The organism is Syntrophomonas curvata, from assembly GCF_052976825.1.
In genome coordinates this window covers 679,878-704,272 of record NZ_CM129641.1, presented here as the reverse complement: position 1 = coordinate 704,272, position 24,395 = coordinate 679,878, and the positions used below count along the sequence as shown (strand labels likewise).

Annotated in this window: 21 protein-coding genes and 1 pseudogene; 8 read left to right on the top strand and 14 right to left on the bottom strand. The window is 45.7% G+C overall.

What is annotated here, in order from left to right; genetic code table 11:
* Window positions 1-36 precede the first annotated feature (36 nt).
* From ACU70B_RS02950 to ACU70B_RS02935, 4 genes and pseudogenes are all read right to left on the bottom strand, one after another.
* Complete coding sequence (locus ACU70B_RS02950; RefSeq protein WP_447184871.1) at window positions 37-552, bottom strand: GNAT family N-acetyltransferase; 516 nt, start codon at window positions 550-552, stop codon at window positions 37-39.
* 53 nt (window positions 553-605) lie between these two features.
* Window positions 606-1,046: pseudogene (locus ACU70B_RS02945) on the bottom strand (GNAT family N-acetyltransferase).
* Between the two features lie 36 nt (window positions 1,047-1,082).
* Window positions 1,083-1,760, bottom strand: a complete 678-nt coding sequence (locus tag ACU70B_RS02940; protein WP_447184870.1) for a nucleotidyltransferase domain-containing protein — start codon at window positions 1,758-1,760, stop codon at window positions 1,083-1,085.
* Between the two features lie 240 nt (window positions 1,761-2,000).
* Window positions 2,001-2,231 carry a hypothetical protein gene (locus ACU70B_RS02935; protein ID WP_447184869.1) on the bottom strand — a complete coding sequence of 77 codons (231 nt, stop codon included), beginning with the start codon at window positions 2,229-2,231 and terminating at the stop codon, window positions 2,001-2,003.
* Between the two features lie 396 nt (window positions 2,232-2,627).
* Here ACU70B_RS02935 and ACU70B_RS02930 point away from each other — a divergent pair, with 396 nt between their 5' ends.
* From ACU70B_RS02930 to ACU70B_RS02915, 4 genes are all read left to right on the top strand, one after another.
* On the top strand, window positions 2,628-4,790 hold the full coding sequence (locus tag ACU70B_RS02930) for a radical SAM peptide maturase, CXXX-repeat target family (protein ID WP_447184868.1): 2,163 nt from the start codon (window positions 2,628-2,630) through the stop codon (window positions 4,788-4,790).
* A 14-nt stretch (window positions 4,791-4,804) separates the two neighbouring features.
* Window positions 4,805-5,122: a CXXX repeat peptide modification system protein gene (locus ACU70B_RS02925; protein WP_447184867.1), complete on the top strand. Its 318-nt coding sequence runs from the start codon at window positions 4,805-4,807 to the stop codon at window positions 5,120-5,122.
* A 601-nt stretch (window positions 5,123-5,723) separates the two neighbouring features.
* Complete coding sequence (locus ACU70B_RS02920; RefSeq protein ID WP_447184866.1) at window positions 5,724-7,475, top strand: ABC transporter ATP-binding protein; 1,752 nt, start codon at window positions 5,724-5,726, stop codon at window positions 7,473-7,475.
* Between the two features lie 160 nt (window positions 7,476-7,635).
* A complete protein-coding gene (locus tag ACU70B_RS02915; protein WP_447184865.1) occupies window positions 7,636-7,761 on the top strand; it encodes a hypothetical protein in 126 nt (41 codons plus the stop codon).
* Window positions 7,762-8,015: 254 nt separating this feature from the next.
* On the opposite strand, the gene ACU70B_RS02910 is transcribed toward ACU70B_RS02915, so the two are convergent.
* From ACU70B_RS02910 to ACU70B_RS02900, 3 genes are all read right to left on the bottom strand, one after another.
* The gene (locus ACU70B_RS02910) at window positions 8,016-9,203 is read right to left on the bottom strand and encodes an iron-containing alcohol dehydrogenase (RefSeq protein ID WP_447184864.1); all 1,188 of its coding nucleotides are present in this window, start codon (window positions 9,201-9,203) and stop codon (window positions 8,016-8,018) included.
* A gap of 33 nt (window positions 9,204-9,236) precedes the next feature.
* A complete protein-coding gene (locus ACU70B_RS02905; protein ID WP_447184863.1) occupies window positions 9,237-10,757 on the bottom strand; it encodes an aldehyde dehydrogenase family protein in 1,521 nt (506 codons plus the stop codon).
* A gap of 117 nt (window positions 10,758-10,874) precedes the next feature.
* Window positions 10,875-11,453, bottom strand: coding sequence for a TetR/AcrR family transcriptional regulator (locus ACU70B_RS02900; protein WP_447184862.1), 579 nt, complete (start codon window positions 11,451-11,453; stop codon window positions 10,875-10,877).
* 237 nt (window positions 11,454-11,690) lie between these two features.
* On the opposite strand from ACU70B_RS02900, the gene ACU70B_RS02895 reads away from it, so the two are divergent.
* From ACU70B_RS02895 to ACU70B_RS02880, 4 genes are all read left to right on the top strand, one after another.
* A complete protein-coding gene (locus tag ACU70B_RS02895; RefSeq protein WP_447184861.1) occupies window positions 11,691-12,191 on the top strand; it encodes a peptidoglycan-binding domain-containing protein in 501 nt (166 codons plus the stop codon).
* A gap of 144 nt (window positions 12,192-12,335) precedes the next feature.
* The gene (locus ACU70B_RS02890) at window positions 12,336-14,000 is read left to right on the top strand and encodes a sigma 54-interacting transcriptional regulator (RefSeq protein WP_447184860.1); all 1,665 of its coding nucleotides are present in this window, start codon (window positions 12,336-12,338) and stop codon (window positions 13,998-14,000) included.
* 342 nt (window positions 14,001-14,342) lie between these two features.
* Window positions 14,343-15,194 carry a 3-hydroxyacyl-CoA dehydrogenase family protein gene (locus ACU70B_RS02885; protein WP_447185690.1) on the top strand — a complete coding sequence of 284 codons (852 nt, stop codon included), beginning with the start codon at window positions 14,343-14,345 and terminating at the stop codon, window positions 15,192-15,194.
* 52 nt (window positions 15,195-15,246) lie between these two features.
* Window positions 15,247-16,044, top strand: a complete 798-nt coding sequence (locus ACU70B_RS02880; protein ID WP_447184859.1) for an enoyl-CoA hydratase/isomerase family protein — start codon at window positions 15,247-15,249, stop codon at window positions 16,042-16,044.
* A 230-nt stretch (window positions 16,045-16,274) separates the two neighbouring features.
* On the opposite strand, the gene pyk is transcribed toward ACU70B_RS02880, so the two are convergent.
* The 7 genes from pyk to ACU70B_RS02845 form a co-directional block, all read right to left on the bottom strand.
* Window positions 16,275-18,023: a pyruvate kinase gene (gene pyk / locus ACU70B_RS02875; RefSeq protein WP_447184858.1), complete on the bottom strand. Its 1,749-nt coding sequence runs from the start codon at window positions 18,021-18,023 to the stop codon at window positions 16,275-16,277.
* 22 nt (window positions 18,024-18,045) lie between these two features.
* Window positions 18,046-19,005 (bottom strand): 6-phosphofructokinase, encoded by a 960-nt coding sequence (gene pfkA, locus ACU70B_RS02870; protein WP_447184857.1) that lies wholly within the window; start codon window positions 19,003-19,005, stop codon window positions 18,046-18,048.
* A 15-nt stretch (window positions 19,006-19,020) separates the two neighbouring features.
* Window positions 19,021-19,275, bottom strand: coding sequence for a trp RNA-binding attenuation protein MtrB (gene mtrB / locus ACU70B_RS02865; protein WP_447184856.1), 255 nt, complete (start codon window positions 19,273-19,275; stop codon window positions 19,021-19,023).
* A 32-nt stretch (window positions 19,276-19,307) separates the two neighbouring features.
* Complete coding sequence (locus ACU70B_RS02860) at window positions 19,308-22,703, bottom strand: DNA polymerase III subunit alpha (protein ID WP_447184855.1); 3,396 nt, start codon at window positions 22,701-22,703, stop codon at window positions 19,308-19,310.
* A gap of 17 nt (window positions 22,704-22,720) precedes the next feature.
* Window positions 22,721-23,191, bottom strand: coding sequence for a YbaK/EbsC family protein (locus ACU70B_RS02855; RefSeq protein WP_447184854.1), 471 nt, complete (start codon window positions 23,189-23,191; stop codon window positions 22,721-22,723).
* An 87-nt stretch (window positions 23,192-23,278) separates the two neighbouring features.
* On the bottom strand, window positions 23,279-23,467 hold the full coding sequence (locus ACU70B_RS02850; RefSeq protein WP_447184853.1) for an alpha/beta-type small acid-soluble spore protein: 189 nt from the start codon (window positions 23,465-23,467) through the stop codon (window positions 23,279-23,281).
* A gap of 119 nt (window positions 23,468-23,586) precedes the next feature.
* A complete protein-coding gene (locus ACU70B_RS02845; protein WP_447184852.1) occupies window positions 23,587-24,297 on the bottom strand; it encodes an HAD family hydrolase in 711 nt (236 codons plus the stop codon).
* Between the last annotated feature and the right edge of the window lie 98 nt (window positions 24,298-24,395).

The window sequence follows — 24,395 nt, the reverse complement described above, 5'->3', positions numbered from 1 at the left end:
CCTTCTCCCCGCAGCTTCATTGATTTCCAAGCATGTTTATATTTGAGCGCTATTGAAACTAAAAACATAACGCATATCTTCGAAAGGCTCCTTCATTATTTCAAAGGAGTATTTATCATTATTGAACGTGAAGCCGTTTCGCTCATAGAATTTTTTGGCGGTTTCGTTATTCTCTAAAACCCATAAATAAACGTTGTTATACCCAGCAATTTTCAGATCATCCAGGGCGGCTTGCAAAAGTTTATGCCCATATCCTTTTCCAAAGTACTCCGGCAAAAGATAAATCGAAACAATTTCTCCCCATCCAGGCAATTTCTTATCTCTTGATTTTCCGTAGGCAATACAGCCAACGGCTGATTCTTGGTCATAAATAAGCAGCACGGTTACGGTGTCAGCCTCAATCCAGCCTTTAAAAGCATTTACCCAAAAATCATCTGGCAATTCATCCAGATACTGTTGGGGAAGCATGCCCTTATAAGCGCTTTTACAACTGTAAGCATGAATACGGCTTATCGTTTTCGGATCTTGAATCGTTGCCCGCTTTATAACCATAAAATTACCTCAATGGTTTTCCATATAATAATTGGAAACTTTAAGGCTTGGATTTATCGTTCCCTTTTCAAATAAATCATATCGACAAGCCGCTTTCCATTTTCATAGATGGGCTGCTCATAATGATCAATGAAAAAATTTTTCACACGATGGGATTTCGTAAAGCCGCACTTCCCATAAAAATCCAGAGCGTTAGGGCTGTCGCCTGTTCCTACCAGCATAACGCGGCAATCGACGTAGTGGGAGAACAGAAACTCAATCAGGGCATTTCCATAGCCTTTTCGCTAGCAATCCGGTTGGACCGCAATGTTTTTTATTTCATAAGTTCCATCCGCTTCTTTTGTGACCACGCATTCGGCTTTAACTCCATCGTCATGCAAAACAAACATTTCGCCGCGCTCCAGATACTTGTCTACCATGTCCTCCTGCTCATCCGCCAGCAACAATAGGTCAATATATACTTTTTTATTTTCGGTAACTTGTACAATATTCATCGAAAACACCTCTGAGATCCTGATTCCGTCTCATTTTCACTCAGTCTTGTACGCAATGATCAGCCCCGCCGCCCAATTGAGCAGAAGACCGGAGAGCCGTTCAAATTCAGTCCGCGCCATATTCGGCTGCTGCTTGAGGGTGATGCCGGTCTGCAAAATCTCCCGTTCCCGGGGCTGCAGCAAGGGGATCAGCTCCGCCTTTTGCTTTATGTAGGCGCCGGTTTGGTCATAATAGACCGCCTGCACGGTAAAAGCGGCTGATTTATAAAGGTTTTTCAATATCTCCGCGTCTTTCTCATGCACAAGGTTATGGCCGCACAGGTGGTAGATGTTGCAGGCCCCGATGCTGATGGCGCGGTGAATATCCTCCTGATTGATCTGCGGCAGCAGAAAATCAATGCTTCCGAAAACCGGCGTGGTGTCATGATAGAACTGGAACAGATCGGAGCGTTCCCAATTCAGCAGTTCCTGCCGGCCGGAGATAAAACCGCAGACTTTCTCCCGCTGCGGAAGGGTGTCCAGCATAGCGCCGTAGGCTTTTAGATCTCCCGGGGTGACCTGATCCAGTATGACAACCACGTCAATATCGCTGCCGGCTGTTGCCTCGTCCCGTCCATAGCTTCCCTGAAGCCCGGCAAACAGCAGGCGAGGACCGAACAGAACTTTCAGCCCGCCTAAAAATCCTTTCATCCAAGTGTTTATATCAAAATCCATTCTTTGCTCCTTTGGGTCGGTTTTATAATCCCTCTGCAAACCGGAACTTGTACGCTTCTCATTATGCTCCTTATAGAAAGTTACTTGCCCGCTAAATTAGAATTTGTCGGTCCTGTACTGTTACATGATTACTTCACCTAGGATTTTATCATGCGGAACAATCAAGCACTTTTCTATCGCTTTCCAATGAGTTTCATACAACTGTTTTTGAGCTTTACCATAATTTTTATCTGTATCGAATTACCAGTAGAGTGCATAGCGAACACACTTTACAATACGAGTAAGTTTGTCGGGTTGAAGCCCATCCTTAATAGTTTTCATATCCTTTATATAGTGTGTGCGCTGTATAAGTCGAAGAAATTGACAACCGTCTATTACTTTCATCATTTGAACAGCGTCTTTCATAATAGCTTCAAACTCATTCGTTTTATCTGGCTTTACCTGATAAATACTGATTTCCGAAAATGACATCCTCCTGCCTCCTCTAAATTTCTGTTTATCTGCGTATTGTATGTAAATAATGAGAAATGCGCATTTAACGGACATACCTGCTCACATAATTTCTGTGCACGAATTCATTATAAATTTATCCTCGCTCCGGCGTTATTCCGTTGAGCTCTGGACGTTCATTATATATTTCTTCTAACGTTTTGTCCGAATCTTCGATAATGCTAACAGTTCTTACCTTTAGTGCTGAGTAAATTATACCGCTTTTATTATACATTGCTTCCCTCCCCCTTTATGAAAGATAACCGTACAATTAACAGACGCTAATTGTAATTATATGGTTGCAATGTTATTATTTATATAAATAGTTATATTAACTAAATTATTACATTATCATGAAAAAGAAGGGAGTGGGATTTTTTGGACTTACCTAAATACAAAATCGGCAAAGGAATTTCCAGTTGGCGTTATAAAGCTCCTTATAATATAACATTTGTAGTAACCGAAGACTGTAATCTAAGATGTAAATATTGTTATCAAGTCCACAAGAATAACAAAAAGGCTATGAGTTTAGACATGGCTAAACAAGCGGTAGATTTCTTTTTAGATAACCCGGATCTTTTTAATGCCGATGCGGTTATATGGGAATTTATTGGTGGTGAACCATTATTAGAAATGGACTTGATCAATCAGATAACCGATTATATTAAAATCCAGACCTACAAAAAGAACCATCCGTGGTTCAATGCCTATCGATTCAGCATCTCATCCAACGGCACCCTCTACCATAAAGACAATGTACGAAGATTTATCAAAAAGAACCCTAAAAAGTTCAATGTAGGAATTAGCATTGACGGCACCAAGGCCAAGCATGATCTGCAAAGGGTCTATGTGAATGGACGGGGCTCCTATGATGATGTGGCAAAAAACATCCCTTTATGGCTGGAGGAGATGCCTGATGCAATAACTAAAGTAACCATCGGCCATGAGGATATTCCCTATTTAAAAGAAAGCATCGTCCATTTATGGAATTTGGGTATAAAGAACGTTCCTGCCAATGTCGTTTTTGAGGATGTGTGGCAGGAAGGTGACGATGTACTATTTGAAAATCAATTACGGGAACTGGCCGACTATATTTTAGAGCACAGGCTTTGGAATGAAGTGGACTGTTCCCTTTTTGACGAAAAGCTTGGTTATCCGAATAACGATGAGAGCTTGGATCGCAATCATTGTGGCTCAGGGAGAATGATTGCCGTTGATGCTGACGGTAATTTCTATCCATGTCTGAGATATATGGATTATTCATTAACCAATGAGAAGCCGTACCTTATTGGAAATATAAGGGATGGAATAGACTTTGATAAAATCAGGCCGTTCCTGGCCTTAAACGCCAGGACTCAAAGTGATGAGGAATGCCTGGATTGTGAAGTTGCCGGTGGTTGTGCCTGGTGCCAGGCCAATAACTACGATTTGTCAGGAAGCGGTACCAACTACCGCAGAGCCAAATATATTTGCCAAATGCATAAGGCCCGTTGCCGAGCCAACAACTATTATTGGGGAAGGCTGGAAAAGGACTGCGGTATAAAGAAAGAGATCATTGGGACGCCTCGTAAGAGATACCTCTATTTTATTATGGCCGATGACGCGGTAGAGCACTGCAATTATCAAAGCAGGCCAATAGGCGGAAGTCCTATGAACGAAGATATCCTGAGCCAAGCCTTTAAGTTTGCGGAAGAATACTTTTTCACTCCCGTCATTTTACATTCTAAAAATAATGTCCTAGAAGATTTAAATAGTTTTTCAAAGAATGAAAGAATTGAAATCGTCAGTTATGACAAAAAAGAGTTATTAAAGGCTCCGGGCAGAACCATATCGGTTTTTGAACACGGAGTCTTAAAGAATACCGGATCAGAAAACGATAACTGCATCCTAACCCTAGATGAAAGCCATATTTTTGATTTGGCCAAAGATGTAAAACAATTACTGCCAGATAATTCGAGAATAAATATTAATCTGTATATATCGAGTAATGAATTCAATCTGGAAGCATATGAAGAACAACTGCGCCAGATCATAGATTTACTTGTGCCTTACTATAAAACCGGCCAAATAAAAGAAGTTAACGTACTTACCGACAGAATCTTTTTGAATAAAATGGATAACTGTGAAGCTGGCAACTATAATTATGCCGTTGCCCCAAATGGGAAAATATACATATGCCCTGCCTTCTATTTCGCTGACCCCAATTCTGCCGTGGGTTCGTTGGGTGAAGGAATATCAGTTAATAGAGCACTGTTTGAGTTAAAGAATGCACCATACTGCTCCCAATGCGATGCCTTTCACTGCAGCAGATGTGTTTTCTTAAACAAAACAAGAACCAACGAATTCAACATTCCATCATCATTGCAATGCAAGAAAAGTCACCTGGAAAGAAAAATGAGTTTGTTATTAGCCGATAAAATGAGGGACGAAGAGGTGCATTTGCCCGAAAGCTTGAATTTATCAGAGCTTAGCTATGCTGATCCAGTGGACTTAATAATAAGTAAACTAGAGTTCAATCCCTATAATTTAAAAAACTGCTAAGGAGTGATGGTTAAATGAATATGACAAAGATTCTGCCTATACTCGAAACTGAAAAGGACGAAATTGAATCATTGTTTGAAAGGATGAATTCATTGCATGGTTTGAGCCTAACATTGGCCGCCAGCAATGATCTGTTCCAAGAAAACAGTAATATGTTTGAAAGGATAGTTTCTGATTTGGCCCAAACTCAAAAAAAATATAAACAATGGTGGGAGTGTATTGCTGATAAATACAATCTCGATAAAAGTCGTCTTGAGGAATATCGAGTTAATTTCCAAGATAGCTGTCTTTACTTTCAAACTGGAGACGTCGATCTGGAAAATAGTCAATAGAATCAAGTTTTTTTGATGCAACTGCCTTATTAAGCATTATCGGGTACTTATTATCGAGAATAGCACGGCAAGAAGCGTCCATGATGTTTACCTACAAGCTGCTTAGGGTTTGCTTGGAGGCGGTTATGAATCTTCGAACAATAGGTTCATTGCTTGGAATCTAAATAAATTTTTCGAGTAGCTCAATGCTTTTTACCAAGGGAAAAATAATGAAGCAATATCGTGTTCATACACTCTGACTCAAATAAACTTCCCTTACGAATCCAGTTGCACTAACGATTTTAACGAAGGGAGGTGAGAAAATGAAACTGGATAGTAAAGTAGGCGGAGGCGGTATTATTGTACCGATGGGGTGCACTTGTACAGGATGCTTCGGTTCCTGTCAGGGTCCTTGTGGCTTCTGTGGGCCTCCTTGTGGATTTGGCTGCACAGGCGGCGGCTGGAGTGGTTAGGATTACTCAGCCTAAGTAATTCACTCGGCTTAGTGATTCCCATTGGCCGGGGGATATAAGATGAGACCACTTGTTGCTTATTTTTATCCCTCGGCAACCTAAAATTAAAATATGTTTTTCGTTTCAGATCTTGATCGGAGAATCAACTAATGCAGATATTAACCGATAATGAAAAAATACTTTTCAAAAGAACCCTGACATATTTTAACCCTTTCAAGTTCCATATAATTGGCTTGTACTTCATAACCATAGTAACAACTATATTGGAACTTTTACCAACTTATTATATAGGTAAAATAATTGATTATATAGTAAGCAGGAGTTATCAAGGGGTAATTGATACACTGCTTATACTACTAATAATCTTTTTAGTTAATTCGGCGCTCAGTTTTGCCGAAACCTATCTTAATAATCTGCTTAAAAACAGAATTGCATTAATTATCAAAAATGACTTTTTTGCCAAAATAGTAAAACTGCCTACCAATATTTTTGATGAAATAAGGGTGGGTGAGTTTATATCTCGAATCGAAGAAGATACCGCTATAATTGCTCGATTTTATATAGAAGATATATTAAATATATTATTATCATTGGTAACAGTAATCGTCACCGGTTATTTTATCTTTAAGCTCTCGACTTCCCTGTCGTTAATTGCAATGGCTACATTTCCGTTTACTTTTTTAATCTATTATTTATTCGGAAGAAAAATAAAGAAATATAATTGGGAAGGAAGAAAAATAAAAGACAATTATTTCAGTTTTATACAGGAAACCCTGTCATCCATAAGAGAAGTAAAGTGCTTAACTATAGAAGCCAATGTTTCCAATAGGTTTGTTCAATATTCCAAACAGTTTTTTGCCAACAGCATGAACGTATCTATTGCTTCAACATTTTCCGGATTATTTAATCTCACTATTTCGACCGTATCGGACTGGATTATTATTGCCTATGGAGCCTGGTTAATTATTGGGGATAAACTATCGATCGGTTCATTTGTAGCATTCAACGGCTATATTTCTAAATTTCTTAATGGTATCCAAAAAATCATCTCTACTAATTTGACCATTCAAGCTACGTCAGTATCCCTCGAAAGGATATACTATCTTTTGGATACAGAAGGCGAAAATGATACAGCAGGTTTGGATATTCCCATAATCAATGGTGATATTACGATTAAAGGACTAAAATTCAATTACCAGAATTCTGTCGAGGAGCCCATCCAAAATTTGTCGTTGAAAATAGAGCCTAATACCCTTGATGCTATTGTTGGCCTAAATGGCTGCGGGAAAAGCACATTATTAAATTTGCTGGTTCGATTATATGAAAAAAAAGATGGGGAGATCTATATAGACGGGATACCTATAGAAAATTTTAATTTAAAAACACTACGACAGAATGTAGCCTATATCAGGCAAGAACCATATCTTTTCAATGCCTCCATTTATGAAAATCTATTGCTGGCCAATCCACTGGCTGCGTTTAATGAAATACAGGATGCTTGCAAAAAGGCATATATCCATGATTACATCTTAAACTTGCCGGAAAAATATCAGACAATACTTGGAGAAGGCGGCGCCATATTGTCTGGCGGGCAAAAACAAAGACTCTCCTTGGCCCGAGCTATTTTGAAAAAATCTAAGATACTACTGCTTGATGAAGTTACATCTGATTTGGATGGTGAATCGGAATTTTATATTATGAAAAGCATACACGAACTTTCTAAAGATCATACTGTTTTAATGGTAACCCATCGCTTATCTAGCTTAGTTGATTCATCTAAAATCTTGGTTATGAATGGAGGGGTTATTGAAGATAATGGAACCCATGAAGAATTGGCTGATAGGAGTGATATTTACAAAAGACTATTTAGGGAGAGGATGGAGAAAAAGCATGCTCAATAAGAGGTTTAGGGTAAGCGCTCAACAACATCTCAAAACACATCATGGGATAATGCTCCCAACAGGTCTTTAGACTTATTAGAGTCTTTCGACTAGGGATATTTGCCCGACCGTCTGCCACGATGAGGAATCCAATCACCGATGCACGGATATTGAAGTCGGGGTGGAGGTCGCGGGCGTCAGCGGCGAGGAAATGCGGGCGCTCCGGGACTTTGATTACTGCTTTGCCACCCATATCGGCCCCTATGACGATTTTGAAAGAGAGGGCGTTTCCGGGCCGTCCTTTTAATTGTATATCAAAGGCTGTGCTGATAATGTTCCACCGGGGAATATGTAACCGAAATTTATTTTTCCATCAAAAATCAACTGCCCGGGACAGGAAAGGCAGGGGGCAACCACGGAAACTCCCTGCCTTTCCCCAATTCGTATTTCCGGTAAGACTTTCACAGCAACAATAAACAATTAAACGGTATGAACTCATCGGCCTGAATCCGTCAATTGCCTAAGCAAGCCCACAGATGAAGCCTATATCTATATTAAAATTCAGCTGAAACTGCAATGGATACACTCTTTTATAACTGAATCCGGCAAGGGGTAGAAGAGCCCCGACGGATCCATTTTTACCGCCCAGAACATTAATTCGGCAGTCTGAGCATCCAGCTCCTGGGCAAATACCGGAGTCACGCCGCATCTCTTTTGCAGTTCGCGTACCGATCGGGCGCAAACGTTCACCAAATCTTCCGGGGATTTACCTTCCGGGTCGATACCGAACGCATCAGCCAGTACCGGTGCATTGGGGAGATAATGTTTGGGGTATCGTTCCATCAGTATTGGTATCAGTACTGCATTAGCCTCACCATGGGGGATGCGAAGCTGTCCCCCCACCGCATGAGCTATATTATGAATAGGATAGAATAAGCCGGACATGCCGAATGCCATAATAGCCATGTTACTGGCGACCAGCATCCTGGTGCGGGCTTCCAGATTTTTGCCGTCTTCAACTGCTAACGGGAGATATTTGCGGATCAACTTGATTGCCTGTATCGATAAGGCGTCAATCATACAATTGTCACCCGGGGAACTAATGGCTTCAACCGCATGGGATAAGGCATCAAATCCGGTATCGGCTGTCATTTTGGGTGGCAATCCGACGGTAAAATCAGGATCCAGGAAAGCATAATCGGCCGGTAGATAAGGGTGCAATAGGTCTCCCTTGACCTTTTGTTCTTCGTTATAGATGACTGCTATAGGCGAAGACTCCGAACCTGTTCCAGCCGTAGTCGGTACAGCTATATGAGGTATGTTCAGCGGTTTACCCATTGGGGCCAGATAAGGGCCGATATTGCCCGGCATTATTTCCTTAATATCCGTAACCTTCATACCCAGCATAGCTTTGACTCCCTTGACCGAGTCCAATACGCTGCCGCCACCAACCGCCAGCAGACCATCAACCGCATTCTCCCGGCACCAGCGAGCACAGTCGTTAATCACTCTCATTACCGCATCAGGTTCAATCCGGTCATATATCCCGACAATCCCGGGTTGACCCTGTACATCAAAAATCTCCTTAACCTGGTTCACTATACCGGCCCTGACCAGGCCTTCATCCGTTATCAAGCCTATACGCCGGCAGCCCATTTCTCCAAAACGCTGGGGTATAAAGGTACGGCAGCCTGCACCTACTTCTACTTTACTCCGATAATCCCAGCTAAAATATTTCGGTATAGTCATCTTCAAAACCCTCCTATCCCTTAATTGTTTCCCCTATTTATTGGAACCAATCAAAACGTTAAGCAGTTTTTCCGAACCATCAGGGGTCAAATCCTGGCATACGTGCTTTACTTCACTATAGGCCAGGAGCGAATGGTAACAGCACTCCCTTCCATAGCCGCTTTGTTTATAGCCTCCAAAGGGAGCATCCGGCCGCAACACGTGCCAGGTATTAATCCATACGGTTCCGGTACGCAGTCTGGAGGCGATTTTCTGTGCCCGGTTGGCATTGGTGCTGCATACCCCTCCACCCAGACCGTATATGCTGTCATTAGCCATGGCAATGGCTTCTTCCTCATCATCGTAAGGTATTACGCATTGAACCGGCCCAAATATCTCTTCCCTTACCTGGGTCATTTGATTATTGCAATTGATAAAAATAGTTGGTTCGAAGAAAAAGCCTTTTTCATATATTCCTGCAGTTAAACGATTGCCGCCATAAGCCAGTTGGGCGCCTTCATTCTCGCCAATCTGCACATAATCCATGATGGTACGGAGCTGATCCTCGCTGGCTATAGGGCCCAAATCAGTTTCCATATTCATCTGGTCACCGATGGTCATTTTTTTTATCTTGGCTATCATACGCTCTACCAGTTCATCCTGCATTTTTCGCGGAACAAATAATCTGGTGCCGGATTCACAAACCTGCCCTGAGTGAAAGAGAAAAGCCAGTAAGCACATGTTTGCTGCTACTTCCATATCCGCGTCATCCAATACAACAATCGGAGATTTGCCACCCAGTTCCAGAGTTACCCGCTTAATACCGTCTGCTGCCAGATGTGCTATCTGACGACCCACTTCGGTTGAACCGGTAAAAGCTATCTTATCAACCTCTGGATGCTGAGCCATATAGTTACCTGCTGACGAGCCAGGTCCGGTTATTACATTAAACACTCCCGGAGGAAGACCGGCATCGCTGAGCAGCTTAGCCAATTCCAGAGTGGTTATCGGGGTAATGCTGGCTGGTTTAATGACCAGGCTATTGCCCATGACCAGGGCAGGGGCAATTTTAAATATTGCAAGAATCAAAGGGAAATTCCACGGGGTTATGCCAGCGCAAACTCCAATGGGTTCACGTTTCCAATAACTGTGCATGGGAGCCACCCAGGGAGGCGAAAAAACGGCATGCTCCACCCGGGGAAGCTCTTTGGCGGTCATAGCCGCCAGTAAAAGCGTGGCACTGACTTCAGCTGCATCAACTGTGGTCGTACGCCGAATAGTCGCACCAGAGGTCAAAGACTCCAGGTATGCCAAGCGGTCTTTATTGGCTACCGCCAGCATTGCCGCATTCATAAGCACCTGAGCTCTTTCATCTATAGATTTGTTGGCCCAAATGCCTGATTCATAGGCAGCGCGTGCACTGGCCATAGCTTTATCCACATCGTCCTTGTTCCCCCGGGGTACCCGTGCCACCACCTCCCGGTTTGCCGGATTGATAACTTCCATGATTTCACCTGAGGAACCAGGAGTCCAGTTCCCGTCAATAAACATCTGATATTCCATTATATCCGCCATTATTTATTCCTCCCTTTATTGAGTTAAAGTCTGGCTTGAATGGCCGGTTATTATCTGCCCCTCCCTCTATTTCGTCCGGTCAGTCGGCCGATACTACATAAAAAAAGAAACTCCGATTTAACGAGCCAGGTATTTAACAATGTCATCCATAGGAATGGCATCCCCCCCTACAATACGTTGAATGATAAGACCGTCAATAACTGCCACAATAATAAACGATAAGGCTTCGGCCTCGATTTGATTAAACCGCAAAAGCTCAAATTGTCTATCTAGTTCGTCCTTTATAAGTGCGCGCCATTCCTTATAGCTTTCTTGGAAGCGCAGACGCAGATGTTCATTATTAAGTACTGCTTCTTGAAGAAGATATAAATGCAGCTTGGTACGGGTCTCGGCTTCCAGGAAGGAGCATAAAACAACTTTAAGTATCTCGGCAAAGCTGGTTTGCCCTCTAATATTTTCAATCCATTTCATCACGTTACCGGTAACCAAAGCAAAATGTTCCATAGTAATGTCATATATCAAATCACTTTTAGAAGGATAGTGATAATGTATGGTCCCCTTGCTAATGCCGGCTTCACGTGCGATATCGGCCAGGCTGGTATCTTTTACGCCTTTGTCCATCATCAGGCGGCTGGCAGTTTGCAATATCAGTTGGCGGCTGTTCCCTATAGCAGTTCCATCTGGATTTCTATTCATTGCTTCTCTCCTAACAATAATTTATCTGTATATTGCTAATAAGCAGTTTATCGTCCGGTCGGCCGACCTTAATCAAATTTTACCACATCCGGCATTTAGAGTAAATTAAAATAGCATATGTCCTGGATATATTAATAATCATTTCTCTGAAATTGCCTTACGGCAGGAAACTCTCCCCTTGCTTAAAAGCTGCGAATATTTTAAAATTAAGGCAAATTAGTGGGGGGAGGGAGAATTTTGAAAAAGGAATATCTCTTCTTCCTGGTTATGGTGTTGGCGGCTGCAGTTATCACCGGCGCAACTATAGGGTTTATAAGCAACTTCCATTATATAGTCAATCAATCCCCTGCCAGTACCAGTCAAGCAGAACCCGTACAGCAGGATACGGCAGCCTCAAACCCGGATAGGCAAAATGATGTGCTTAAGAGTCAGCCCGTTGAACCGGGAGACATAGGGGATAAAAACACGGACAGCCAGGGGAGGAAAGTTGCTGTAGTTAAGTCGCCGACTCCTACAAGTGAGCAGGGATACCTGATTTTAAGCAGAGAGGAAAAACAACAGGTAATCAATATGCTGGTAAGCCTGGGAGCTAATAAAGGCGGTGATTACAGTGAGTTTATACGCAATTTTCAGAAAGAGAAGTCACTGCCCCCTACCGGGAGTCTGGACTCTCTCACTTTAAATGCCATTATTCTGGAGGTAACCCGGCAAAGGGCTACTCAAATGGTTAACGGATAATAATTGGTGTGAGTTTTTAAAGAAAGAGTGTACACTCTTTCTTTTTTTATCTAAAAAATACTATTATAAGCCCGTCTCGAATAAAATTCTTTTATATGGCGAAGTTTAATGTGTTAATATTAGGTAAGGAGAGGTGAATGGAAGGTGTCCTTGAATCTGGAACTCCACTCAAAAAAACTTCTGCTATATCCAATTCTTCAAAACATAGATGAGGGCATTTTAATTACCGACACTTCCTTAAATGTTATTTTCTTCAATGAGCACGCAGAAAAGATATACCATACCGATGCAGAGGATATAATCGGCAAGCATGCCGACACACTCAAACCGAGCCTTAACCTGGAAGCTATGATTAGAGACCAGCAGCGCCTGGTACGTGATAAAACCTTTATAAACGGTGATGAAGTGGCGGTTATCAAAGGCCTGTTGGAACTGGCTCCCGATAAATTTGCTGCTTATGCCATACTCCATAATACATTTAGCATGGAGGAAATCCAGTTAAAATCACTGCTGCAGAGCCCCTATGAGGGTATCGCAGTGTTTGACGAAAATTTAAGATTGCTCTATGCCAATGAGGTTTGTTTTCGTTTTTTTAAATGCAATGGCAAAAATGAACTGCACAATGAGCTCTCATCGTTGATTCCCCGGACGAGCTTGAATAACTCTATTGTGAAAGCCAAACCGGTAGCAGGGGAGCTGGTTACAGCTCGGGGAAGACTGCTGGAGCTGGTTTTTCTCCCTATTGTCCGCTACAACAGGACTATCGGTATAATCGTCAAAGGCATCCCCTCCCATCGTCAGGAGCGAACCTGGGGACAGATGGTGGAGCAGTACAACCACGGGACGGCTCAGTATTATTTCGAGAGCATTGTGGGCAGCAGCCAGGCCTTGGTAAAGCAGAAGGAGCTTGCGGCTAAAGCTGCCCGAACCATTTCAACCGTGTTAATCACAGGCGAGAGCGGCACCGGCAAGGAAATATTCGCCCATGCCATACATAATATGAGCCCCCGCCGCAAAGGACCGTTTATCAAGGTAAACTGTGCCGCCGTGCCGGAAACCCTTCTTGAGTCCGAGCTTTTCGGTTACGCTGAAGGAGCTTTTACCGGGGCCCGTAAAGAGGGTAAACCAGGTAAATTTGAACTTGCCAACCACGGAACCATCTTTCTTGATGAAATTGGGGACATGTCTCTTTCTATGCAGGCCAAGCTGTTAAGGGTTTTGCAAGAAAAGGAAGTGGAACGGGTAGGAAGCATCCATACTACCAAGATAAACGTACGGGTGATTGCCGCCACCAACCAGGATCTGCTTAAATTGGTTGCTGAAAATAAATTCCGGGAAGACCTGTTTTACCGTCTGAACGTCATCATTCTCAATCTCCCCCCGTTACGGGTCAGAACTGATGATATTGTTTTGGTCAGCACAGCATTGCTGCAGCGTCTGAACCAGGAATTGGGGACGGGAGTAAACCAAATCAGCAGCGACGTTATCGAGTGTTTTTGCCGCTATGATTGGCCCGGCAATATCCGCGAACTGGAAAACACCCTGGAGCGGGCGATAAATTTCTGTGAGGGCGATTCCATAAATCTGGAGCATATTCCCCAGCATATCAAATCCTATAATTCCCAGGGGCTACCGGCAGTTAAGGCGGCAGGAAGCCTGGAAACCTTGCTGGAAGAACATGAACGGGAAGTAATCGTGAATACTCTTAAAAACTACGGAGGGAATAAAACCAAGACAGCTCAGGCTTTGAATATACATAGATCAGTACTGTACAGGAAAATAAACAAGTATAAGATTCGCACCCTTTAGATTTGTCCCGTTTATGCAACAGTGTGGCTCTAATGTGTCACCACGGGGAACACCTAAAAGCAAGGACTTCGATTTACAATGTCTCTGAAAAGCAGCATAATGACTCGCGAGGCTGGAGATGGTACATTCGTTACAACTGACCTTGGAGTTACAGAAGTTTGGCTTTTAATCACTTTTTTCCGGGGTGGTACAATAATTGCATAAACAATGGTAAGCATACCAGAGTTTAACCATTAGTGAGGGAGGTGGTAGCTACATACTTCGGGATAGAGAACTAATTGTCGCAGATTGGTTGTCCTTAGATAAGAAAGAAATATATTAAGGGGGTTACTTTAGATGGAGATTAATAAAGTTGCCGTACTTGGTGCGGGTACTATGGGAATGGGTATTGCCTGGGCAGTAGCCGCAGCAGGGAAAAAGGTGCTTCTTTACGATTTAACTCAGGAAATTGTTGACAAAACCATTGCCAGAATCGGCAAAGGCCTTGCCAAAGCTGAAGAAAAAGGCCAGGCTCCCGCTGGCGCCAAGGATTTTGTCACCGGCAATATCAGTGGTACCGCCAAACTGGAAGATATAGCTGATGTGGATTTCGTTATTGAAACGGTTCTGGAAAGAATGGATGTCAAGAAAGACGTATATACAAAACTGTCCAATATATTGGGTGATAACATTATCGTTGCCACCAATACTTCTTCACTTTCCATCACAGAAATCGCTTCCGCTTATAAAAAGCCCGAAAATGTCGTTGGCATGCACTTCTTTAATCCTGCCATGGTTATGCCTCTGATTGAGGTTATCCCCTGCATTCAGACTGCGCCTGATGTAGTAGATGCAGTTATGGAACTCTCCAAGGCTATCGGCAAGAAGCCGGTTAAGGTCAAAGAAGGCCCTGGTTTTGTAGTTAACAGAATACTGCTTCCCGGAATGAACGAAGCCGCCTTTATTTATTATGAAGGTCTGGCAAGCATTGAAGATATCGATAAAGCCATGAAGATGGGTGCCGGCTGGCCCATGGGTCCTTTCACTCTCTGCGACATGGTTGGCATCGATATCGCTCTGGCCGTCTGCAACACTCTGTTTGAAGAAACCGGCGATCCTAAATATCGTCCGGCTCCTCCGCTGAAACAGTATGTGCGTGCTGGCTGGCTGGGCAGAAAAACCGGCAAAGGCTGGTATGATTACAGTAAAAAGTAGTAATTAAACAGCAGCAGCGAGTATAGAAAGACAATATTAAGGGGGTTAATTCATGTCATATAGAGATAAACAATACGAAACTATGTTGCTCTCCTTCGAGGATCCTGGTATAGCCATCATTCAGTTTAACCGGCCCAAGGCATTCAATGCTGTGAATAATCAGTTCCTTGATGATATTTATGAAATAGCCAGCGGCATCAACGAAGACCCGGATGTGAGGGTTATGATTTACACCGGTAACGAAAATGCCTTTGCTGCCGGTGCCGACCTCAAAGCTGTAGCTAATTACAACGCTTTTGAAGCCAAAGCTTTCCTTGACAAGGTTCATCGGGGCATTTTCGCCGTTGAAGACAATGCCAAACCGGCTATCGCTGCGGTTAACGGCCTGGCTCTGGGTGGCGGACTGGAAATTGCAATGGCCTGTGATATTCGCATATTTGCGGACAATGCTACCCTGGGTCTGCCGGAAATCAACCTGGGCATCTATCCCGGAGGCGGTGCCACTCAGAGAATGCCGCGCAATACTTCCCTGTGTATTGCCAAGCAGTTTGTCTTTACCGGTGATTTCTTCGATGCCGCCACAGCTGATAAAATCGGTATTGCCAATGCCGTGGTTCCGGCAGCGGAAGTGATGGACACCGCCAGGAAATTTGCCAAAAAACTGGCTCGCAAATCTCCCCTGGCTCTGCGTGAGGCCAAGGCTTCCCTTAATGCTTCCATGAACATGGACATCAAGTCAGGCTGCCGCTTTGAGCAGTTGGGATGGTCCTTGCTCTTCTCCGGAGAAGACCAGAAGGAAGGTATGACTGCATTCCTGGAGAACAGGAAAGCCGATTTTAAAGGCAAATAGCAAGATCGGGGCTTATTGTCTTACTCAGCCCAGCAGGATAGTGCAGGATAAACCACTCACAACTGTCGGGAGCCTTAGCTTGGATGCGGGATCGGTTAACTGTATCAGCTTATGGGGGTCAGACAGGATTTATTCTACACTGTGATTCTCCCTTGCGGGGCGGCAGGGATGATGAGTCGGATAAAAAAACTAATTAAGGGGGATAGACATATCCCCCTTTTTGCTGCTTTCTATAATACTCGGGCCAGGCCGCGGTATATCCTGCCTCGAGGTGTATCCAAAGTGACTATCATGCCGTCCTTGAGTACCCGGGTGGCATCCCGGGTACCAACTATTACCGGTATGTCAGCATTAAGACCCATAATGGCAGCATTTGAGGTCAGACCGCCCTCTTCCGCAATCAGGCCTGCCATCAGTTCCAGATATGGAGCCAGACTGCTATCTGCACTTCCGGTCACCACTATATCCCCCGGTTCAATCTTACTCATCTCTGCCGTACTCATAACTATTTTGACCGGACCGCTGGCGGGCAGATTACCTATGCCCATGCCCTGAACTAAAATTTCTCCTACTGTTTCTACTTTCAACATATTTGTACCGCCTGATTTCCCTGCCGGTATGCCAGCAGTAAGCACTATAAGATCACCATTATTGATATAACCACCCTCCAGGGCCGTCTTGATCGATTCTTCAAATAACTGGTCAGTTCCCTCAGTTTCCCTGATAAGCACCGGCTGCACTCCCCAAACCAGCGCCAGTTTTTTCATTATGCGGGGTTCGTGGGTGGCAGCTATAATCTGTGCCTGGGGTCGGTACTTGGATACCATTTTAGCGGTAAAGCCGGTGCGGGTTGCAGTTATAATGGCAGACGCACCCAGATTCATGGCCGCAGTGCAGGTCGCATAGCTGATAGCATCGGTAACCGACGGAGTACGCTGGGGACGCTTCTGGCGCAGCATATCCTGATAGGGCAGAGCCTTTTCCGCCCGGCTGGCTATGCGGGCCATGGTCTGTACTACTTCCACCGGATACTTGCCGGCAGCACTTTCCCCGGACAGCATAATGGCATCGGCGCCATCAAAAATAGCATTGGCCACATCCGAAACCTCGGCTCGGGTGGGCCGGGGATTGTTAATCATGGATTCCAGCATCTGGGTGGCAATGATGACCATCTTACCCACCTGGCTGCAATCCTCAATTATTGTTTTCTGTACCAGGGGAACTTCCTCTACCGGAATCTCCACCCCTAAATCACCCCGGGCGACCATAACTCCATCGGCCACCCGGACGATTTCATCCAGGTTGTCTACCCCCCCCTGGCTCTCGATTTTAGCAATGATATCTATATCTGCCCCTCTCAGTTCCAGGACCCGCCTGATATCAATAACATCCTGGGCGCTCCTGACAAAGGAGGCGGCGATAAAATCCACTTGATTATCTATGCCAAAGTTTATATCGGCAACATCTTTTTCACTCAGGAAGGGAAGTGCTATGCGTACTCCGGGAACATTGACCCCTTTGCGCTCACCCAGTTCCCCGCCGTTAATAACCCGACACACAATGTCCGGTTGATTGCTTTCCTCGACCTGGAGGTTGATGAGGCCATCTGACAAAAGTATGGTGGTTCCTTTTTTAACCTCTTCCGGTAAGTGCGGATAGCTGATCGCTACTTCGTTCTCGTCCCCGATAATCTCACGGGTGGTGAGGACAAAACGCTGCCCGCCTTCCAACTTTATTTTGCCGTTTTTTAGTTTTCCGGTTCTGATTTCCGGTCCTTTGGTATCAAGCATTATTGCTACCGGTTTGTTACAGGCTCGGGCTGCTTCCCGCACCGCCAACATTCTTAAGCGATGTTCCTCGTGGCTGCCATGGGAGAAATTAAGGCGGGCCACATTCATACCGGCCTCAATCATATGTTTCAGGGTTTCCGCCTTTTCACTGGCTGGCCCAATGGTGCAAATGATTTTGGTCTTCCTCATTACTTCACCTCCGGCTAAGTGCTTATATAGAGAGCATGCGCGCGATTTCAAACAAATCCAGTTCCAGGGTCTTAGTTCCTTTTACTATCTCCGCCAGGGGTATGGGATGGATTTTGTCTTCACGGAAAGCGATTACCACATCTCTCTGTTCGTCAATTATGCAGTCTATGGCTGCCTTGCCCATGCAGGAAGCCATGATCCGGTCAGCCGCAGTCGGAGTACCTCCCCGCTGGGTGTGTCCCAGTATACTTATGCGGGTATCGTGCCCGGTTCTCTTTTCTATTTGCTGCTGGAGTTCCATGGCCGGATAAACACCTTCGGCGACCACGATGATGCTATGCAGTTTTCCCCGTTCGGTTCCCCGGTTTATCTTTTCCACCACCTGCTCCAGGTCGGGGGCTATCTCCGGTATAAGGATGGATTCAGCCCCCCCGGCTACTCCGGCGTAAAGGGCAATTTCCCCGCAGTGCCTCCCCATAACTTCAATTATAAAGACCCGGCCGTGGCTGGTGGCCGTATCCCGAATACGGTTTATAGCCTCCAGAGCGGTATTTACCGCGGTATCAAAACCAACTGCCCGGGTATAAACGATATCATTGTCAATCGTGGCGGGTATGCCAATAACATTGATTCCCAGCCGCGAGAAGTCATAGCCTCCCCGGAGGCTGCCATTACCGCCGATGACCACCAGGTGTTCTATGCCCATTTGAGCCAGATTGTCCAGTGCCTGCCGGCGCCCCTCATCGGTCGCAAAGGCTGAAGATCGGGAAGTACGCAGTATGGTCCCTCCACGGTGAATAATATCTGCCACCGAACCCAGGGTCATGGGGTTAATATGCCCGGCAATCAATCCTTCAAATCCCTGATAAACTCCGTATACTTCTATGCGGTGGTAAATAGCTGATCTGACTACTGCACGTATGGCTGCATTCATCCCCGGCGCATCACCGCCGCTGGTCAATACTGCTACCCTGGTCACCATAAACCTCCATGTTGCTTACTTTTCCGGTTTTCCCCCGCCTCCGGGGCTTTCCGCCTTTATCATGCCGAACCGGGTATAGACTTCGGCATGTCCCCGTATTTTCATGGCTGAGGTATGTTCAGTGAATTGCAGCACCATTACTTCGCCGCGATCCAGTTTTTCGGTGTGGTGGAACCTGGTATCCTTGCCCCGGGTAAGGCCTATAATGGTCACCCCGTTTTCCTGAGCTTTGATCACAATATAGTCTTCTCCCATATAGTTTTCATTCATGCACTGACCCCCTTCAATTGCTTTTTATTTTATCAGGCAAACCAGATATTTTCCCGCCCGTAAATCACCGCCAGTTTGTCTTTTAATTGTATATCCGGTTTAACTTTAAGCTCATCATTGAGGACCAATCTCCGCCTTCCGGGTAAATGCAGTATCACTTCCTGCCCTCCCGGAAAGCGTTTAAGCAGTTTTACCATGGCATCCTTCTTGTCACTGGTGTTGTTGCTATCATCTATTCGTATGTTTAACTCCTTAAGCCCGTCAGGGATGGGCTGAACCCTTTGCAGCGAAATCTTTAATTCTTCTTCGCGGGTATCCAGAAAACCTTCCATCACCACTACCTGGTCAGGCTGAAGCATTTGACCGTTCCTGCGGTAAGCCGAAGGAAACACCATTACTTCCATTCTACCGCTCATATCTTCCAGGAAGAAACGGGCATAACTGTCGCCGCGCCGGCTCACCCGCCGATTAAGGTTAATAACCGTTCCTGCCACCCTGACGTAGCTATCACCTGAGCTGCCTTTTAAATCGGCCAGTTGACAGGTGGTTATGAGGGGCAATATTTCGCGGTATTCATCCAGGGGGTTGGCCGATACGAAAAAACCCAGAACCTCCTTTTCCCGGTTCAGCAAATCTCTGTTTTCCAGCTCGCCCTTCACCCGGGGCCTGGGCTCCTCAACCATAGCGCTGACATCACCGAAGAGGGTCATCTGTTGACTGCACTGACTCTGTTTGATCTGCAGGGCCAGTTCTACGCATTCATCCATTATCGACAGAGCCTGTTTGCGGGTTATATCGAGAGAATCGAAACAGCCGGCCACGATAAAGTTTTCTATCGCCCTTTTGTTTATATGGCTGAGGTCAACCCGCCGGCAAAAGTCAAACAGCGAGGTAAAGCGCTCTTGTTTGCGGCTTTCAACTATATTTTTAACCACGCTGAGGCCCACATTTTTAATTGCTCCCAGTCCGAAACGGATACCGGCCCCGGCCACGGTAAAGTTCTCAAAGCTTTCATTGATGTCCGGAGGCAAAACTTTGATTCCCATCTTCTGGCACTCTTTAAGGTAGAATACCACCCTGTCCTGGTTATCGATAACGCTGCTTAGGAAAGCACAGATATACTCGACCGGATAGTAGGTTTTAAGATAGGCGGTCTGATACGAAATCAAGGCATACGCGGCGGAATGGCTTTTATTGAAGCCATATCCGGCAAAGCTTTCCATTAGGTCAAACAGCCTGGTTGCCACCTTGTCATCTATATTGCTGCAGCGCGCCGCCCCGGCCACAAACTTATCCCTCTGGGCCGCCAGTTCCTCCGGTTTCTTCTTGCCCATGGCCCGGCGCAGCACATCAGCTTCACCCATGCTGAATCCGGCCAGGTCACTGGCTACCCGCATGACCTGTTCCTGATACAGTATAACCCCGTAAGTCTCCTTCAGTATATTTTCCAGCAAAGGGTGGACGTACTCTATTTCCTGGCGGCCATGTTTGCAATTGATAAAATCCTCCACCATCCCACTCCCCAAAGGGCCAGGACGGTAAAGGGCTATAACTGCTATCAGGTCTTCGAACCGTTCCGGTTTCATATCGCTTAATATTCGCCGCAATCCGTCACTTTCCAGTTGAAATACCCCAATGGTATCGCCTGCCGACAGCAATTCATAAACCGCGGGATCATCCAAGGGTAAATTATCGATATCAATTTTTTCTTCCCGGGTCTTTTCTATTATATCCAGCGCCCGGTCAATTACAGTAAGGGTCCTGAGTCCCAGTATGTCCATCTTAAGAAGGCCGATATCCTCCACGGTTTCCTTGGTGAACTGGGTTACCACATTCCCTTCCGGGGTCTTCTGCAAAGGAAGCAAGGAAGTGAGCGGCTCCTTGCCGATAACCACCCCGGCAGCGTGAATTGACGCATGACGGGGCATACCCTCTAGCGCTCGGGCCAGGTCGATGATTTTCCGGGCGGTGGCATCACTCTGATAGGCCCGGTTAAGGTCAGGGGAAATTTCCAAGGCCCGTTCAATGGTCACGCCCAGTTCGGCCGGTATCATTTTGGCCAGCCGGTCCACATCCCCATAGGGAATGTCCAGGGCTCTGCCCACATCACGCATGGCAGCCCGGGCTGCCATGGTACCGAAGGTTATGATCTGGGCCACCCGATCGGCGCCATAACGATTAACAATGTATTCAATTACCCGGTCTCTTTTTTCGAAACAAAAGTCAATATCAATATCCGGCATGCTCACCCGCTCCGGATTGAGAAAACGCTCGAAGAGCAAATCGTACTTTAGGGGATCGATAGTGGTTATACCGAGCACATAAGATACCAAACTGCCTGCCGCCGAACCTCGGCCTGGGCCTACCGGCACTCCGTTATTTCTGGCCCAGTTCACCAGATCCTGAACGATTAAAAAATAAGCGGCAAAGCCCATGCGGTTAATAATATCAATCTCATGTTCCAGTCTTTTTGTAAGTTCCCGAGATGGGTTGGGATATTTATGGGCAAAGGCCTCCCGCACTATCATATCCAGATAGGATTCCGGACTGCAGCCGTCGGGAATATCAAAATAGGGCAAATGGAATTCTCCGAAGCTGAAGTCTAGGTTGCATCGTTCCGCTATACGAAGACTGTTCTCAATAACCTCAGGCCGATCGGGAAACAGGCTCTGCATCTCGGCCGTGCTTTTCATAAAAAACTCGCTGGCGGGGAAACGCAAGCGCTGGGTGTCACTTACCACGCTCCCGGTTTGTATGCACAGCAAAACATCGTGAGCGGCAGCGTCTTTTTTCTGCAGGTAATGGACGTCATTAGTAGCTACCAGGGGAATCCCGGTTTGGCTGCTAATCTGGTAGAGGCCCCGGACCACCTCTTTTTCTTCCCTCATACCGTGATCCTGCACTTCCAGATAGAAATTGCCGGGGCCAAAAATATCCTGGTAGAAGAGGGCGGTCTGCACAGCCTTTTGGCGGCTGCCGTCCAGCAGCAGGCGCGGAATCTCTCCCGCCACGCAGGCCGACAGAGCGATCAGGCCCTCGCTGTAACGCTGCAAAAGCTCCCGGTCTACCCGGGGCCTGTAGTAAAACCCCTCCAGAAAGGCCCGGCTGACTATCTGCACCAGGTTATGATAGCCCTGCTGATTCTTGCAGAGCAGTACCAGATGATAGGGATTGTCGTCCAATCCTTTTTCCTTGTCCAGCCGGCTGCGGGGGGCAACGTAGACCTCACAGCCGATTATCGGTTTTACTCCTTGTTTTTTGGCTTCGCGATAAAAATCGATAACCCCGTACAGAACGCCATGGTCAGTTACGGCTACAGCGGGCATGTCCAATTCCCGTGCCCGGGCTACCAAATCTTTTATACGACAAGCCCCATCCAAGAGGCTGTATTCGGAATGATTATGCAGATGGACAAAACTTGCACTCATGAAAATCTCCCCGGTTTTCAGCCTGCCTGGCATACATTGCAGGGATTGCCGTTGGTAATAGCGCAGAGTTCGTGGTAGGTAATGGGCAGGGCAGTGTTGCCGGTTCCCGCAGCAGCATAGACTACGTCATAACGTCTCAGACTTTCATCCAGGTATATGGGAATGTCCCGCTTCAGGGCAAAGGGGCATACTCCACCGATATTAAAGCCGGTAACCTCCATAACCTCATCGCCGCTGGCCATACGCACCCGGGCTCCGACCAGATTTTTTACCGCTTTGTTGTCAATCCTGGCATCCCCGGCCGAAACCACCATAAAAAAATGGTGGTCACGGGCTTTCAACAGAATCGATTTGGCAATCTGCCCCACCTCGGTGCCCAAGGCCTGCGCCGCCAGAAAAGCAGTGCTGGTGTCGGTATCGAATTCAATAATATTAAGGCGCGGATTACGCTCTTTGATAAATGCCCGTACCCGTTCAATCTCGTTCATAACAAACTCTCACCCTTATCCTTTGTTCTTATTCTATATTATACCTAATAAAGCGCTGTTGCAGGGAAGATTGTGGCAGACAGCCCTTTAAATATCCCCCTTTCGTTCCCGCAGGCGCTTGCTCATTATACCGCCCACTTTGCCGCAGACGGCATTGCTTAACGACTCCCAGCCATCTCTCTCCACCTGTTCCAGAATACCCAGTTCCTGAGCGATTTCCAATTTCATCCTGTCCCTGGCGCTAAGGGGTTTATTTTCCTTCTTTTTAGCCGGCATAAACATCATCCTCCTGCTTATGGTCACAGTAGGCTTGTAAGGGGGCGGGGTGGTTTGTAACCCACCCCGCCCCCTTGACAACCCTTCCCTTAGCAACTAGTTTTGTTATTAGCCGGAATTCATATGCACTTTTTTACAAAATCAAAGAGGTGAGGCAGCCCGCCCTGCCAGTCAGCTTTGTAATCTGCTCCCTTATCTATGAGTAAGTCCTCCACCAGAAATGTTTTCATCCCGATTTTCCCTGCCGGCAGATCTTCACCGGTGTCATTGCCTACCATAAGGCAATCCTCGGGCTGCACTCCGATGCGCTGCGCTATTTCCTGGTAGTACTGAACATGCGGCTTACAGAAATGCATCAATTCATAGGAAGTAATTAAATCAAATTGGTGATGCCCCAGTCCCGCCCATGCAATGCGGTCCTGCAATGCACTCAAAGGGAATACGGCATTGGTGGCTACCACTACTTTTAACCCCTGCCCCATTATGTATTCCACCATTTCCGGTACTCCGGGAAAAGGCCGGCAGAATTCCTTAAGCAAAGGAAAACGCTCCCGGTAGAAGCGGTCAAAAAAAAGATTGAACTCCTCCGGGGGATAAGGCCAGTTGCGGTAAAAGTCCCGCATAAATACCTCTTCATTGGAAGCATCATGGTTGAGGTCGGCAATCATTACATCGGTAGAATTCCAAACCTGTTCCACCAAACGGCTTCCCTCCCGGTAGCCCATCTCGGCCGCCAGTTCAACCATTTTCTTAAAATACTGCTTAAGGAAATAATCCATATCTATATGCAGCAACGTACCGTCAAGGTCAAAAAGAACCGCTTTAAACATCACCGTGTCTCCTTATTTGCCTTAATTTAATACAGATTTTATCCACTATTATAGGTGATTGCATAACTTTAATAAACTGGCTGCCGAGCAAAATAAAT

Coding starts and splice junctions, on each gene's coding strand:
- ACU70B_RS02935 (WP_447184869.1), bottom strand. CDS start 2,231: ATGTCATTTTCGGAAATCAGTATTTATCAGGTAAAGCCAGATAAAACG.
- ACU70B_RS02925 (WP_447184867.1), top strand. CDS start 4,805: ATGAATATGACAAAGATTCTGCCTATACTCGAAACTGAAAAGGACGAA.
- ACU70B_RS02880 (WP_447184859.1), top strand. CDS start 15,247: ATGTCATATAGAGATAAACAATACGAAACTATGTTGCTCTCCTTCGAG.
- pyk (WP_447184858.1), bottom strand. CDS start 18,023: ATGAGGAAGACCAAAATCATTTGCACCATTGGGCCAGCCAGTGAAAAG.
- ACU70B_RS02910 (WP_447184864.1), bottom strand. CDS start 9,203: ATGACTATACCGAAATATTTTAGCTGGGATTATCGGAGTAAAGTAGAA.
- ACU70B_RS02860 (WP_447184855.1), bottom strand. CDS start 22,703: ATGAGTGCAAGTTTTGTCCATCTGCATAATCATTCCGAATACAGCCTC.
- ACU70B_RS02920 (WP_447184866.1), top strand. CDS start 5,724: ATGCAGATATTAACCGATAATGAAAAAATACTTTTCAAAAGAACCCTG.
- ACU70B_RS02940 (WP_447184870.1), bottom strand. CDS start 1,760: ATGGATTTTGATATAAACACTTGGATGAAAGGATTTTTAGGCGGGCTG.
- ACU70B_RS02900 (WP_447184862.1), bottom strand. CDS start 11,453: ATGAATAGAAATCCAGATGGAACTGCTATAGGGAACAGCCGCCAACTG.
- ACU70B_RS02950 (WP_447184871.1), bottom strand. CDS start 552: ATGGTTATAAAGCGGGCAACGATTCAAGATCCGAAAACGATAAGCCGT.
- pfkA (WP_447184857.1), bottom strand. CDS start 19,005: ATGGTGACCAGGGTAGCAGTATTGACCAGCGGCGGTGATGCGCCGGGG.
- ACU70B_RS02855 (WP_447184854.1), bottom strand. CDS start 23,191: ATGAACGAGATTGAACGGGTACGGGCATTTATCAAAGAGCGTAATCCG.
- ACU70B_RS02905 (WP_447184863.1), bottom strand. CDS start 10,757: ATGGCGGATATAATGGAATATCAGATGTTTATTGACGGGAACTGGACT.
- ACU70B_RS02845 (WP_447184852.1), bottom strand. CDS start 24,297: ATGTTTAAAGCGGTTCTTTTTGACCTTGACGGTACGTTGCTGCATATA.
- mtrB (WP_447184856.1), bottom strand. CDS start 19,275: ATGAATGAAAACTATATGGGAGAAGACTATATTGTGATCAAAGCTCAG.
- ACU70B_RS02850 (WP_447184853.1), bottom strand. CDS start 23,467: ATGCCGGCTAAAAAGAAGGAAAATAAACCCCTTAGCGCCAGGGACAGG.